At 73.0% G+C, this 12,970-nt stretch carries 13 protein-coding genes and 1 rRNA gene; 12 read left to right on the plus strand and 2 right to left on the minus strand.

Features of this window, described 5'->3' with window-relative positions; genetic code table 11:
* The 3 genes from rrf to AB0L37_RS33000 form a co-directional block, all read left to right on the plus strand.
* A 5S ribosomal RNA gene (rrf, locus tag AB0L37_RS32990) occupies positions 1–86 on the plus strand; the annotation flags it as partial.
* Between the two features lie 195 nt (positions 87–281).
* Positions 282–1,595, plus strand: coding sequence for a hypothetical protein (locus AB0L37_RS32995; protein ID WP_365514055.1), 1,314 nt, complete (start codon positions 282–284; stop codon positions 1,593–1,595).
* Positions 1,487–2,266, plus strand: coding sequence for a tetratricopeptide repeat protein (locus AB0L37_RS33000; RefSeq protein ID WP_365514038.1), 780 nt, complete (start codon positions 1,487–1,489; stop codon positions 2,264–2,266). Before AB0L37_RS32995 ends, AB0L37_RS33000 begins: the two co-directional genes overlap by 109 nt.
* A 61-nt stretch (positions 2,267–2,327) precedes the next feature.
* On the opposite strand, the gene AB0L37_RS33005 is transcribed toward AB0L37_RS33000, so the two are convergent.
* Complete coding sequence (locus AB0L37_RS33005; protein WP_365513866.1) at positions 2,328–3,602, minus strand: DUF1015 domain-containing protein; 1,275 nt, start codon at positions 3,600–3,602, stop codon at positions 2,328–2,330.
* Between the two features lie 71 nt (positions 3,603–3,673).
* Between AB0L37_RS33005 and AB0L37_RS33010 the strand changes: the two genes are divergently transcribed.
* The 4 genes from AB0L37_RS33010 to AB0L37_RS33025 all read left to right on the plus strand — a co-directional run bounded on the left by AB0L37_RS33010 (position 3,674) and on the right by AB0L37_RS33025 (position 7,798).
* Positions 3,674–4,729 carry an HAD hydrolase-like protein gene (locus tag AB0L37_RS33010; protein WP_365513869.1) on the plus strand — a complete coding sequence of 352 codons (1,056 nt, stop codon included), beginning with the start codon at positions 3,674–3,676 and terminating at the stop codon, positions 4,727–4,729.
* 125 nt (positions 4,730–4,854) lie between these two features.
* Positions 4,855–5,901: an iron chelate uptake ABC transporter family permease subunit gene (locus tag AB0L37_RS33015; RefSeq protein WP_365513872.1), complete on the plus strand. Its 1,047-nt coding sequence runs from the start codon at positions 4,855–4,857 to the stop codon at positions 5,899–5,901.
* Complete coding sequence (locus tag AB0L37_RS33020) at positions 5,898–6,935, plus strand: iron chelate uptake ABC transporter family permease subunit (RefSeq protein WP_365513875.1); 1,038 nt, start codon at positions 5,898–5,900, stop codon at positions 6,933–6,935. Before AB0L37_RS33015 ends, AB0L37_RS33020 begins: the two co-directional genes overlap by 4 nt.
* A complete protein-coding gene (locus AB0L37_RS33025) occupies positions 6,932–7,798 on the plus strand; it encodes an ABC transporter ATP-binding protein (RefSeq protein ID WP_365513878.1) in 867 nt (288 codons plus the stop codon). The genes AB0L37_RS33020 and AB0L37_RS33025 overlap by 4 nt, the downstream gene beginning before the upstream one ends.
* Here AB0L37_RS33025 and AB0L37_RS33030 read toward each other — a convergent pair.
* Positions 7,782–8,129 carry an SCP2 sterol-binding domain-containing protein gene (locus tag AB0L37_RS33030; RefSeq protein WP_365513881.1) on the minus strand — a complete coding sequence of 116 codons (348 nt, stop codon included), beginning with the start codon at positions 8,127–8,129 and terminating at the stop codon, positions 7,782–7,784. The genes AB0L37_RS33025 and AB0L37_RS33030 overlap by 17 nt on opposite strands.
* Before the next feature lie 42 nt (positions 8,130–8,171).
* Here AB0L37_RS33030 and AB0L37_RS33035 point away from each other — a divergent pair, with 42 nt between their 5' ends.
* The 5 genes from AB0L37_RS33035 to AB0L37_RS33055 all read left to right on the plus strand — a co-directional run bounded on the left by AB0L37_RS33035 (position 8,172) and on the right by AB0L37_RS33055 (position 12,832).
* The gene (locus AB0L37_RS33035) at positions 8,172–8,435 is read left to right on the plus strand and encodes a hypothetical protein (protein ID WP_365513884.1); all 264 of its coding nucleotides are present in this window, start codon (positions 8,172–8,174) and stop codon (positions 8,433–8,435) included.
* Positions 8,436–8,442: 7 nt separating this feature from the next.
* Entirely contained in the window at positions 8,443–9,258 is an 816-nt protein-coding gene (locus tag AB0L37_RS33040) for a TlyA family RNA methyltransferase (RefSeq protein ID WP_365513887.1), read from the plus strand.
* Positions 9,255–10,160: an NAD kinase gene (locus AB0L37_RS33045; RefSeq protein WP_365513890.1), complete on the plus strand. Its 906-nt coding sequence runs from the start codon at positions 9,255–9,257 to the stop codon at positions 10,158–10,160. The genes AB0L37_RS33040 and AB0L37_RS33045 overlap by 4 nt, the downstream gene beginning before the upstream one ends.
* Positions 10,161–10,313: 153 nt before the next feature.
* Positions 10,314–12,038: a DNA repair protein RecN gene (recN, locus tag AB0L37_RS33050; RefSeq protein ID WP_365514041.1), complete on the plus strand. Its 1,725-nt coding sequence runs from the start codon at positions 10,314–10,316 to the stop codon at positions 12,036–12,038.
* A 20-nt stretch (positions 12,039–12,058) separates the two neighbouring features.
* A complete protein-coding gene (locus tag AB0L37_RS33055; protein ID WP_365513893.1) occupies positions 12,059–12,832 on the plus strand; it encodes a hypothetical protein in 774 nt (257 codons plus the stop codon).
* The last annotated feature ends 138 nt before the right edge of the window (positions 12,833–12,970 follow it).

Raw genomic sequence — 12,970 nt, forward strand, 5'->3', positions numbered from 1 at the left:
GTTACATTCCGAACCCGGAAGCTAAGCCTTACAGCGCCGATGGTACTGCAGGGGGGACCCTGTGGGAGAGTAGGACGCCGCCGAACTATTTTTGAGAGGACCCTTGGTCCCGGCACACATGCTGGGACCAAGGGTCCTTTTTGTATTTCCAGAATTCTTCTCGGAGCGCGCCGGCACCCCGGCTGCGTGAGAATGATTGCGGTACCGAAGACAGGAGTCCCCGATGTCCACCAACTCTCCCGACGAGCGACCGGAGCGCGAGCAGCGCCGCCGGGACAGTGGTGACCGCGGCGGTTACCGCGGCGGCGACCGTCCGAGTCGAGACCGTCGGGACGACCGTCCGTCCTTCGGTGACCGTGACCGGGATCGTGGGCCGCGCCGTGACGGCGACCGTCCCCCGTTCCGTCGCGATGACCGCCGGGACGACAACCGTGGTGGCGGTGGCGGCTATCGCGGTGGTGACCGGCGCGATGACAACCGTGGTGGCGGTGGCGGCGGCGGTTTCCGTGGCCGTGATGACCGTCCGTCGTACGGCGACCGTGACCGGGACCGTGGGCCGCGTCGTGACGGTGACCGTCCGTCCTTCGGTGACCGCGACCGTGGGCCGCGCCGTGATGGCGACCGTCCGCCGTTCCGGCGTGACGACCGCCGGGATGACAACCGTGGTGGCGGCTTCCGCCGTGACGACAGCCGTGGTGGCGGGGGTTACCGCGGTGGTGACCGGCGCGACGACAACCGTGGTGGCGGTGGCGGCGGCGGTTTCCGCGGCCGTGACGACCGTCCGTCGTACGGCGACCGTGACCGGGACCGGGGACCGCGTCGTGACGGTGACCGTCCGTCCTTCGGTGACCGCGACCGTGGGCCGCGCCGTGATGGCGACCGTCCGCCGTTCCGTCGTGACGACCGGCGGGATGACCGGCGTGACGATCGTCGTGACGACAACCGTGGTGGCGGCTTCCGCCGGGATGACAACCGTGGGGGCGGGGGTTACCGCGGTGGTGACCGGCGCGACGACAACCGTGGTGGCGGTGGCGGCGGCGGTTTCCGCGGCCGTGACGACCGTCCGTCGTACGGCGACCGTGACCGGGACCGGGGACCGCGTCGTGACGGTGACCGTCCGTCCTTCGGTGACCGCGACCGTGGGCCGCGCCGTGATGGCGACCGTCCGCCGTTCCGTCGTGACGACCGGCGGGATGACCGGCGTGACGATCGTCGTGACGACAACCGTGGTGGCGGCTTCCGCCGGGATGACAACCGTGGGGGCGGGGGTTACCGCGGTGGTGACCGGCGCGATGACAACCGTGGTGGCGGTGGCGGCTATCGCGGCGGAGATCGCGGGCGCGACGACCGTGGTGGGCGTTCCGGTGGCTTCCGCGGGCGGGACGACCGGCGCGGCGACGACCGGCGCGGTGGCGGCGGTTACCGTGGCCGCGATGACCGTCCGTCGTACGGCGACCGTGACCGGGACCGTGAGCCGATCAAGCGGCTGCCGATTCCCGAGGATGTCTCCGGCTACGAGCTCGACAAGGACGTGCAGCAGGAGCTTCAGTCCCTGCCCAAGGGGCTGGCCGAGGACGTCGCGAAGAACCTGGTGATGGTCGCGCGGCTCATCGACGAGGACCCCGAGGGTGCCTACGGGTACTCCAAGGTGGCCCTGCGGCTCGCGTCCCGCGTCGCCGCCGTGCGCGAGGCCGGTGGCTTCGCCGCGTACGCGAACCAGAAGTACAGCGAGGCGCTCGCCGAGTTCCGGGCCGCGCGGCGGATGACCGGGAACGTCGAGCTGTGGCCGGTCATGGCCGACTGCGAGCGTGGGCTCGGGCGGCCGGAGCGGGCGCTCGACATGGCCGGGGCGCCCGAGGTGCAGAAGCTGGACAAGGCCGGGCAGGTCGAGATGCGGCTCGTCGCGGCCGGCGCGCGACGGGACATGGGGCAGCTGGACGCCGCCATCGTGACGTTGCAGAGCCCCGAGCTCGCCTCCCACTCCGTACAGCCGTGGACCGCGCGACTGCGGTACGCGTACGCCGACGCACTGCTGGCCGCCGGGCGTGAGGACGAGGCCCGCGAGTGGTTCGCCAAGGCCGTCGAGTCCGACAAGGACGGCAGCACGGACGCGTCCGACCGGCTCGCCGAGCTGGACGGTGTCGAGTTCGTCGACGCGTTCGACGAGAGCGATGACAGCGACGAGGACGACAGCGACGGTGTCGTGGCCGGCGGTCCGGACGAGGGCGACGACGCGGACGACGACGAGGAGCGCGACGAGCGGTAAGTGCCGCTTGTGGTGCGAGTGACGGGCGGGTTCCTTTCGGGGAGCCCGCCCGTTCGTCGTTTCAGTCGTCGGTGAGGGTGCGCAGGACCAGGCCCGTGGCCGGCTTCGGGCCGAAGGACGTCGACTTACGGGGCATCGTCACGCCCTGGCGTGCCAGTTCGCGTACGACCTCCTCGCGGACCGGGTGCATCAGGACCGCGGTGCCGCCGTCCCTGCGGGCCTTCTCGACCGTCGCCGCCGTGTCGTGGATGTACGCGATGTCGGCGGGGGAGTCCTCGGGGATGCCCCAGACATGGCCGAGGAGCGTCGAGTGCAGGACGGTCGCGTCCAGGGTGCGCCAGGCCTCGGGGCGGTCCGTCGGGATCGTACGGTCGAGGAGCGCGGCGTCCGGGCGGTCGAGCAGGTGGTACGTGTCGTCGGCGCCGGTGAGGAGGAAGGCGTTGCCGTGCGCCGCCGCCTCCGCCAGGGCTTCCAGCGCCTGATCGAGAGGGCCCGCGACGTCCCGTACGCGGAAGGAGACGCGGGCCGTCGCCAGTGCCTGCTCGATCGGGAGGCGGTGGAGGAGACGGTGGATGGCGCGGACGCGCAGCGGGTAGCGGGCCGTGTCGACGAGGAGGACCAGGCCGTAGTCCCACGGGGTGGGCGACGGGTGCTCCGTGCGCAGGCGCAGGTAGGTCGCCCAGCGGTGGTGGCCGTCGGCGATCAGGGCCTGGTGGGCGGCCAGGTCGGCGCGGACCTGACGCTGCTCCGCCGGGTCCGTGATCGACCAGAGGCGGTGGCTGTAGCCGTCCTCGGTGGTCGTCGTGAGGAGCGGTGCGCGCCGGACCGTGCGCTCGATGACGGCGGTGGCGCCGGTCGCGTTGCCGTTGCCGCGGTAGGTGAGCAGGAGCGGTTCGAAGTTCGCTTCCGTGGTGCGCATCAGGCCCGCGCGGTCCTCGACCACGTGCGGCATCACGTCCTCGTGGGGCAGCACCACGCCTTCCGAGGCGTCGGAGAGACGCAGGGCGCCGATGAGGCCGCGCTGGAGCATGTCGCCGCTGCGCTGCTCGTACACGTAGAGAGCCGGTGCGGGGTCGGCGGCGAGGACGCCCTCGGTGAGCCAGCGGTCGAGGGTGGCGGCGGCCTGTTCGTTGCGGGACTGCGGGGACGTGGCCTGCGGCAGGATCAGCCGGACGATGTTGTACGGGTCGGCGCTCTCGAGGTGGAGCAGTCCGTCGGGGCGCACGACGACGTCGTAGGGGGGCGAGGTCACGGCGGCGAGGCTGCCGACCCGTTCCGGGACGTAGCGCACCCCCCTGAAGGGGATCAGATCCAGGCCGTCACCTGCAGTGTTCATTCGTGCATCGTACGAGTGTCAGTGGCGTGGGGGATGATCGGGGGACTGGATCGAACGAGGAGCGATACGTAATGAGCCAGAGTGCGAGTGGGGCGGCCGGCGACGGTTCCCGGGTGCGGCCGCAGGGCAGTGAGCGGGCGCTGAGCGAGGCGTACGACACGGCGCTGCTCGACCTGGACGGGGTGGTGTACGCGGGTGGGCACGCCATCGCGCACGCCGTCGACTCGCTGGCCGAGGCCAGAGAGGGCGGCATGGGGCTCGCGTACGTCACGAACAACGCGCTGCGCACGCCCGATACCGTCGCCGAGCACCTGACCGAGCTCGGGATTCCGACGGAGGCGGGGGATGTCATCACGTCCGCGCAGGCCGTCGCCCGTCTCATCAGTGAGCAAGTGCCCGAGGGCTCGCGGGTGTTGGTAATCGGCGGGGAGGGCCTTCGGGTCGCGCTGCGGGAGCGGGGGCTCGTCCCCGTGGAGTCCGCGGACGACGACCCGGCGGCCGTCGTGCAGGGGTTCGGGGGGCCCGACCTGGCGTGGGGGCGGTTCGCCGAGGCCTCTTACGCGGTCGCGCGCGGGGTGCCGTGGTTCGCGTCCAACACCGACCTGACGATCCCCAGCGGACGCGGCATCGCGCCGGGGAACGGGGCGGCGGTCGAGGTCGTCCGGATCGCGACGGGCGCGGAGCCGCAGGTCGCGGGGAAGCCGCTGCCGCCGATGCACCGGGAGACCATTCTGCGGACCGGGGCGAAGAGGCCGCTGGTGGTGGGCGACCGGCTCGACACGGACATCGAGGGCGCGTTCAACGGGGAGGTGGACTCGCTGCTCGTGCTGACCGGTGTGACCGACGGGGCCCAGCTCCTCGCCGCGCCGCCGCAGCACCGGCCGACGTATGTGGACGTGGATCTGCGCGGGATGCTGACCGGGCAGCCCGAGGTGACGGGGGAGGCCGGCGAAGGGTTCCGGTGCGGTGGGTGGACGGCCGCAGCCGGGGACGGACGGCTCGAACTCGAGGGGGAGGGCGAGGCGATCGACGGGCTGCGGGCGTTGTGCGCCGCGGCGTGGACGGCTGCCGGGGACGGAGTGTGCGAGCTGGATTCGGCCAAGGCGCTGGCGCGGCTGGGGCTGTAGCGGGAGGCGGGCCGGGGCGGCGGGGACGCGGCGGGGTGTTTCTCCGGGGGTGCGGTCGAGCCCTGCGGGACGCGATCGACCCCTGCGGGATACGGCCGGATCGGAGGGTAGGCTAACCTAACTCCGTGTTGGTCGACAGTCCCCCAGAAGCCGGCGCGGCGACCACTCCCGCGCCCCCCGGCCGCCGAGCGGCGATACGCGGCGCCGGGCTCCTCGCCTCGGCTCTCGTGCTGCTGGTCGTGCTCGTCCTGAGCATCGCCATCGGCGCCAAACCGCTCTCCCTGGACCAGGTCTGGCACGGCCTCTTCCACGACACCGGCCGGTACGCCGACATCGTCGTCGGGGAGCGGATATCGCGGACCCTGCTCGGGCTCATCGCCGGACTCGCGCTCGGTCTCGCCGGCGCCGTGCTCCAGGCGCTGACCCGCAACCCGCTCGCCGACCCCGGCATCCTCGGTATCAACATGGGCGCGTCGGCCGCCGTGGTCACCGCCATCAGCTTCTTCGGCGTGACCTCGCTCAGCGGCTACGTCTGGTTCGCGTTCCTCGGCGCCGCTGTCGTCGGCGTTCTCGTCTACGTCCTCGGCGGCACGCGCAACGCGACGCCGGTGCGGCTCGCGCTCGCCGGTACCGCGATCACCGCGGCGCTCTCCGGCTACCTCTACGCCGTGATGATCACCGACGACGTCGCCCTGAACCGGATGCGCTTCTGGCAGGTCGGCTCGCTGGCCTCCGCCAAGATGGACACCATCCAGCAGGTCCTTCCGTTCATCGCGGTGGGCGCGGTGCTCGCCCTCGGGCTCGCCCGGCCGCTCAACGCGATGGCCATGGGCGACGACACCGCCCGCGCGCTCGGCGCCCACCTGGGCCGCACCCGCGCGCTGAGCATGGCCGCCGCGACACTGCTGTGCGGCGCGGCCACCGCGGCCTGCGGGCCCATCGTCTTCGTCGGCCTGATGGTGCCGCACATCGTCCGCTCGTTCACCGGGCCCGACATGCGCTGGATCCTGCCGTACGCGGCGATCCTCTCGCCGGTGCTGCTGCTCGGCGCCGACGTCGTCGGCCGGCTCGTGGCCCGCCCGGCCGAGCTCCAGGTCGGCATCGTCACCGCCGTCATCGGGGCGCCGGTCTTCATCTTTCTCGTACGACGCCGGAGGCTGGCCCAGCTGTGAAGACGACCAAGGCCATCCGCACCCCGGGCGGGCTCTCCGTACGGCTCGACTTCCGTTCGGTGGTCGTCGTCGCGCTGTTCGTCGTGGCCGCGCTCGCCGCGAGCGTCGTGCTCATCGGCACCGGCGACTTCCCGATCCCGGCCATGGACGTGCTGCGCACGCTGGCCGGACAGGGCGATCCCGGGCAGGAGTTCATCATCAACGACCTGCGTCTTCCGCGGGTCCTCGTCGGCCTCCTGGTCGGCGGCGCGCTCGGCCTGTCCGGCGCGCTCTTCCAGTCCATCTCCCGTAATCCGCTGGGCAGTCCGGACGTGCTCGGGCTGGGCCAGGGTTCGATCGCCGGCGCCCTGACGATGATCGTGGTCGTCGGCGGCAGTGCCACGCAGGTCGCGCTCGGCGCGCTCGTGGGCGGACTCGTCACCGGCCTCGCGATCTACCTGCTCGCCTGGAAGCAGGGCGTGCACGGCTACCGGCTCGTCCTCGTCGGCATCGGCGTCTCCGCGTTCATGACGGCCGTCAACGGCTATCTGCTCACCAAGGCCGACTTCGTGGACGCGGCCCGCGCCACCGTGTGGATGACCGGCTCGCTCGACGGGCGCGACTGGACCCAGGTCTGGCCGCTGCTCGTCCTGTTCGTGATCGTCGTGCCCGTCGTCGCCCTGTACGCGCGGCCGCTGCGCATGCTGGAGATGGGCGACGACGCGGCCGGCGGCCTCGGCATCCGCGTCGAGCGGACCCGCATGGTGCTGCTCGTCGCCTCCGTCCTCCTGACCGCCGCCGCGTCCGCCGCGGCGGGCCCGGTCGCCTTCGTGGCGCTCACCGCCCCGCAGATCGCCCGGCGCCTGACGAAGTCGCCCGGACCGAACCTGGTCGCCTCGACCTGGCTCGGCGCGACCCTGCTGATCGTGGCGGACCTGGCCTCGCAGCGGGCCTTCGGCGTCTCCCAGCTGCCCGTCGGCGTGGTGACCGGTGTCGTCGGCGGCGTCTATCTGCTGTGGCTGCTGGTCACCGAGCGGAAGGCGGGCCGGATATGAGCGCCCGCGGCTCTCATGACCCTCGTACGAACCAAAGGAGCACCGCTGTGAACAGGCTGACAGCCGACAACGTGACCCTCGGATACGACCAGCGCGTCATCGCCGAGCAGCTGTCGGTGGAGATCCCCGACCACTCCTTCACGGTCATCGTCGGCCCGAACGCCTGCGGCAAGTCCACGCTCCTGCGCGCCCTGTCGCGGATGCTCAAGCCGAGCTCGGGCCGGGTGCTCCTCGACGGCAGCGTCATCCAGTCGATGCCCGCGAAGAAGGTCGCCAAGACGCTCGGCCTGCTGCCGCAGTCGTCCGTCGCGCCCGACGGCATCACCGTCGGCGACCTCGTCGCCCGGGGCCGCTACCCGCACCAGGGCCTGCTGCGCCAGTGGTCGCCGCAGGACGAGAAGGTCGTACGGGAGTCCATGGAGGCCACCGGCGTCGCCGAACTCGCCGAGCGCTACGTCGACGAGCTCTCCGGCGGCCAGCGCCAGCGCGTGTGGATCGCCATGGCGCTCGCCCAGCAGACGCCGCTGCTGCTGCTGGACGAGCCGACGACCTACCTCGACATCCAGCATCAGATCGACGTCCTGGACCTCTGTGCGGAGCTGCACGAGGAGCAGGGGCGCACGCTCGTCGCCGTCCTGCACGACCTCAACCACGCCGCCCGGTACGCCACGCACCTCATCGCGCTGCGCGACGGCGCGGTCATCGCCGAGGGCGCGCCGAAGGACATCGTGACCGCCGAGCTCGTCGAGCGGCTCTTCGGCATGAAGTGCCAGGTCATCGACGATCCGGAGACGGGGACTCCGCTGGTGGTGCCGGCTGCGCGCAAGGCCCGTAGGCCCGAAGTCGCTAAAGCAGCGTCCTGAGGCGCAGCAGATCGCGGAACGACGCCTCCAGTTTGATCCGGCCGGAGGCCCAGGCCTTCGCGAAGTTCAGCTGCCCGTTCACCATCGCCACCAGGTCGTCGCCCGTCATCGCCAGGCGGATCTGCGCCTTCTGCGCGGGCGGGCCCTGGCGGGTGTCGAGCACCTTGATCCGGCCGTCTTCGAGACGGCCGGAAAACGTCACGTCCAGGTCGGTGATGCGGCAGCTCAGGGAGCGGTCGAGCGCCGCGGCGGCCCGGACGTCGCCGTCCGCGCCCGCCATGTTGTCCGAGAGTTTCTCGAGTGCCGCGCGGCACTCCTCCGTCGTCGCCATCGTGATCGACGGTACACCGGGCTTCCGGGGTAGCGTCGGGGCATGAGTGAGACTCCCCCCGAGGCGGCGGTTCCCGAGGAGCCGTCGTACGAGCCCGCGGCGCCCGCCCCGCTCGGCATCGAGCGCATCCCCACGGGGCACGCCGAGGTGGACGCGCAGCTGGAGCGGCTCGGCGACGTGGACCACCTCGCGGCGGACGGGCACGTCGAGGTGTACGAGGATGTACATCAGGGGTTGCGAGCGGCGCTGACGGCGCTGGACGCGCGGCCCCCGGCACCCTCTTCTTCGTTCGACAACAGGAGCTGAACCGACCGTGGCAGGTGTGGCACGTCGCCGCCTCGACGCTGAACTCGTCCACCGCAAGCTGGCGCGGTCGCGCGAGCACGCCAGCCAGCTGATCGCCGCGGGGCGGGTGAGCGTGGCCAAGATCGTCGCGACCAAGCCCGCGACGCAGGTGGACGCCGGTGTGTCGATCGTCGTCGCGCAGGACGACAGCGACCCCGACTACGTCTCGCGCGGCGGGCACAAGCTCGCGGGCGCGCTCGCCGCGTTCGTGCCGCAGGGGCTCGCGGTCGAGGGCCGCCGGGCGCTGGACGCGGGTGCGTCCACCGGCGGGTTCACCGATGTGCTGCTGCGGGCCGGCGTCGCCCACGTCGTCGCCGTCGACGTCGGGTACGGGCAGCTCGCCTGGTCGCTGCAGAGCGATGAACGGGTCACCGTCAAGGACCGTACGAACGTACGCGAGTTGACGCTGGAGGCGATCGATGACGTACCCGTGGACATCGTGGTCGGAGACCTGTCCTTCATCCCGCTCGGCCTGGTGCTGCCCGCCCTCGCGCGGTGCGCGGCGCCGGACGCGGACCTGGTCCTCATGGTGAAGCCGCAGTTCGAGGTGGGCAAGGAGCGTCTCGGCAGCGGAGGCGTCGTGCGGAGCCCCGAGCTGCGGGCCGAGGCCGTGCGGGGCGTCGCCGCGCAGGCCTGGAAGCTGGGGCTCGGCGTACGTGGCGTGACCGCGAGCCCCCTGCCCGGGCCCTCCGGCAACGTCGAGTACTTTCTGTGGCTGCGTGCCGGGGCGCCCGAACTCGACCCGGCCGACGTTGACCGTGCAGTGGCGGAGGGGCCGCGTTGACACAGACCCGAGCTCGTACTGTTTTCCTGCTCGCGCACACGGGGCGGCCCGCCGCCATCCGCAGTGCCGAGCTCGTCGTCCAAGGGCTGCTCAAGAACGGCCTGGGGGTACGGGTTCTGGAGTCCGAGGCCTCCGACCTGCCGTTGCCGGACACCGTGGAACTCGTGAAGGAGGCCACGCCGGCCTGTCTCGACGCGTGCGAGCTGCTGATCGTCCTCGGCGGTGACGGCACGCTGCTGCGCGGCGCCGAGTTCGCGCGGGCGTCCGGTGTGCCGATGCTCGGGGTGAACCTGGGGCGCGTGGGGTTCCTCGCCGAGGCCGAGCGCGACGACCTCGACCAGGTCGTCGAGCGGGTCGTCTCCAAGGAGTACGAGGTCGAGGAGCGGATGACGATCGACGTCGTCGTACACCGCAACGGCGACGTCGTGCACCAGGACTGGGCCCTCAACGAGGCCGCCGTGCAGAAGACCGAGCCCGAGCGGATGCTCGAGGTCGTCCTGGAGATCGACGGGCGCCCCGTGACCGGCTTCGGCTGCGACGGGATCGTGTGCGCGACGCCGACCGGGTCGACCGCGTACGCCTTCTCGGCGGGCGGGCCCGTGGTGTGGCCCGAGGTCGAGGCGCTGCTCATGGTGCCGATCAGCGCGCACGCCCTGTTCGCGAAGCCGCTGGTCACGTCGCCGAACTCGGTGCTCGCCGTCGAGGTGCAGCCGCACACGCCGCACGGAGTCCTGTGGTGCGACGGGCGGCGGACCGTGGAGCTGCCCGCGGGGGCGCGCGTGGAGGTGCGCCGCGGGGCGGTGCCGGTGCGCCTGGCCCGGCTGCACCACGCGGTGTTCACGGACCGGCTCGTGGCGAAGTTCGCGTTGCCGGTGGCGGGGTGGCGGGGCGCGCCGCACTGAGCGCAGGGGGCCCGGCGACGGGCCCAGGTCCACTCGGCCGGGTGACAGACCCCCTCGTAACGGCCCGCGCCACCTGCTGATTCGGGCCCGGAGGCCGGGGCCCGTCGCACGGGCGGCCCCCGACCTCGTATGGTCGTGTTCGTGTTGGAGGAGATGCGGATACGGTCGCTCGGAGTCATCGACGACGCGGTGGTCGAGCTGTCGCCCGGATTCACGGCGGTGACCGGCGAGACGGGCGCGGGCAAGACCATGGTCGTCACGAGTCTCGGGCTGCTGCTCGGCGGGCGCGCCGACCCCGCCCTCGTACGGATCGGCGCGAAGAACGCCGTCGTCGAGGGCCGTGTCACCGTGCCCGCGGACTCGGCGGCCGCGGCGCGCGCCGAGGAGGCCGGCGCCGAGCTGGAGGACGGGGTGCTCCTCGTCAGCCGCACCGTCTCAGCGGAGGGACGCTCTCGGGCGCATCTGGGCGGGCGCTCGGTGCCCGTCGGGGTGCTGAGCGAGCTGGCCGACGAGCTGGCCGCCGTGCACGGGCAGACCGATCAGCAGGGGCTGCTCAAGCTCGGGCGGCAGCGGCAGGCGCTCGACCGGTACGCCGGGGACGCCGTCGCGGGGCCGCTCGCCAAGTACAAGGCCGTCTACCGGCGGCTGCGCGCCGTCAGCGCCGAGCTGGACGAGATCACCACGCGCGCCCGGGAGCGGGCGCAGGAAGCCGATCTGCTCCGCTTCGGGTTGGACGAGATCGCGGCCGTCGAGCCGCGCGCCGGTGAGGACGTCGAGCTGACCGAGGAGGCGTCGCGGCTCGGGCATGCGGAGGCCCTCGCCTCGGCCGCCGCCGTCGCGCACGCCGCGCTCGCCGGGAACCCCGAGGACCCGGAGGGTGTCGACGCCACGACGCTGGTCGGCGGCGCCTCCCGGGCCCTCGACGCCGTACGGTCCCACGACCCGGCGCTCGCCGCGCTCGCCGAGCGGATCGGCGAGGTGCAGATCCTGCTCACCGACGTCGCCGCCGAACTCGCCGGGTACGCCGACGACCTGGACGCCGACCCGCTGCGCCTCGCGGCGGTCGAGGAGCGGCGCGCCGCGCTCACCCAGCTCACCCGCAAGTACGGGGAGGACGTCGCCGGAGTGCTCGCCTGGGCCGAGGCGAGCGCCGCGCGGCTGCTCGAACTCGACGGCGACGACGAGCGGATCGACGAGCTGGCCGCCGAGCGCGACGCGCTGCGCGGGGAACTCGGCGCGCTCGCCCAGGAGTTGACCAACGCCCGCACCGAGGCCGCCGCACGGTTCGCCGCCGCCGTGACCGAGGAGCTGGCGTCGCTCGCGATGCCGCACGCGCGGATCTCCTTCGACATCCGGCAGACCGAGACCGACGGCGCCGACGGCGTCGAGGTCGACGGGCGGATCGTGGTCTGCGGCCCGAGCGGTGTCGACGAGGTCGAGCTGCTGCTCGCGCCGCACCCGGGCGCCCCGGCCCGGCCCATCGCCAAGGGCGCTTCCGGCGGTGAGCTCTCGCGCGTGATGCTCGCCGTGGAGGTCGTCTTCGCGGGCACCGACCCCGTGCCCACCTACCTGTTCGACGAGGTCGACGCCGGTGTCGGCGGCAAGGCGGCCGTCGAGATCGGCCGCCGGCTCGCCAAGCTCGCCAAGTCCGCGCAGGTCGTGGTCGTCACGCACCTGCCGCAGGTCGCCGCGTTCGCCGACCGGCAGCTGCTGGTCGAGAAGACGAACGACGGTTCCGTGACCCGCTCGGGCGTGACCGTGCTCGAAGGCGAGGACCGCGTACGGGAGTTGTCGCGGATGCTCGCCGGCCAGGAGGACTCGGAGACGGCGCGCGCGCACGCCGAGGAGCTTCTCGCGGCGGCCCGCGCGGACGCCTGAGCCCCGCGTAGGGTGACCGCATGATCGACCTCAGCCGTGCCCTTCGGACCGCCTCCGTCGCCGCGGGCGTCACCCGTGGCGCCTGCGGCATCCTTCGCCGTACGAAGCCGGAAGGCGTCGGGGAGCGGAAGAACTACGCGGGCCGTACCGTCGACCTGTGCCCCGGGCCCGCCGCGGTGCTCGGTGTCGCGGCCGGAGCGCTCACCGCCGATCCGGGCACGCGCGGCGCCGCGCTCGTCGCCACGCTGGCCGCCGGTGCCTGCGGCGCGTACGACGACGTGGCCGGGGCGGGCGATCCGCGGCGCGGCTTCCGGGCCCACCTCGGCGCGCTGCGCTCCGGCGAACTCACCAGCGGCGCCGTGAAGTTGTTCGGCATCGGCGCTGCCGGGCTCGTCGCGGGCGCGCTGCTCAAGGAGCGCCCCGCCGACAAGGTGCTCGCGGGTGTCGTCGTCGCCGGCACCGCGCACCTGATCAACCTCGTCGACGTACGGCCCGGACGCGCGGCCCAAGTCGCCCTCGCCGTCGGCGCTCCGGGGCTGCTGCGCGGCTCGCTCGCGGCCGCGCCGATGGGCGCCGCCGCTGCCGTGCTCCCCGACGACCTCGGCGAACGCGGCATGCTCGGCGACTGCGGGGCGCACGCGCTCGGCGCCGCCCTCGGCGTGGCGATCGTCGCGGGCAACGGATGCGGCGGGCTGCTCGCGCACGCGGCCGCGCTCGTCGCCGCGACCGCGTACGGGGACCGGGTGAGTGCCCTCGCGCGGGGCACGGGCACCCCGCTCAACTCACCCGTGTGAGTGGTCCGGTGTGCCGTGTTGCCCGTGCGCGCGCGGTGCGGGACCGTGGCCGGTGCCGGAACGTGCGTACGGACTGGCATCCTTGGCCCGGACCCCCCTGGATCACGGTCCGCACCCGCCCGGTCCACCCGCCCCCGA

Source organism: Streptomyces sp. NPDC052225, assembly GCF_040679615.1.
Lineage (GTDB): Bacteria > Actinomycetota > Actinomycetes > Streptomycetales > Streptomycetaceae > Streptomyces.

What these genes read in the sequence shown, in the direction of transcription:
- AB0L37_RS33005 (WP_365513866.1), bottom strand. Translation starts at nt 3,602, where the DNA reads ATGAACACTGCAGGTGACGGCCTGGATCTGATCCCCTTCAGGGGGGTG.
- AB0L37_RS33010 (WP_365513869.1), top strand. Translation starts at nt 3,674, where the DNA reads ATGAGCCAGAGTGCGAGTGGGGCGGCCGGCGACGGTTCCCGGGTGCGG.
- AB0L37_RS33025 (WP_365513878.1), top strand. Translation starts at nt 6,932, where the DNA reads ATGAGCGCCCGCGGCTCTCATGACCCTCGTACGAACCAAAGGAGCACC.
- AB0L37_RS33030 (WP_365513881.1), bottom strand. Translation starts at nt 8,129, where the DNA reads ATGGCGACGACGGAGGAGTGCCGCGCGGCACTCGAGAAACTCTCGGAC.
- AB0L37_RS33035 (WP_365513884.1), top strand. Translation starts at nt 8,172, where the DNA reads ATGAGTGAGACTCCCCCCGAGGCGGCGGTTCCCGAGGAGCCGTCGTAC.
- recN (WP_365514041.1), top strand. Translation starts at nt 10,314, where the DNA reads ATGCGGATACGGTCGCTCGGAGTCATCGACGACGCGGTGGTCGAGCTG.
- AB0L37_RS33055 (WP_365513893.1), top strand. Translation starts at nt 12,059, where the DNA reads ATGATCGACCTCAGCCGTGCCCTTCGGACCGCCTCCGTCGCCGCGGGC.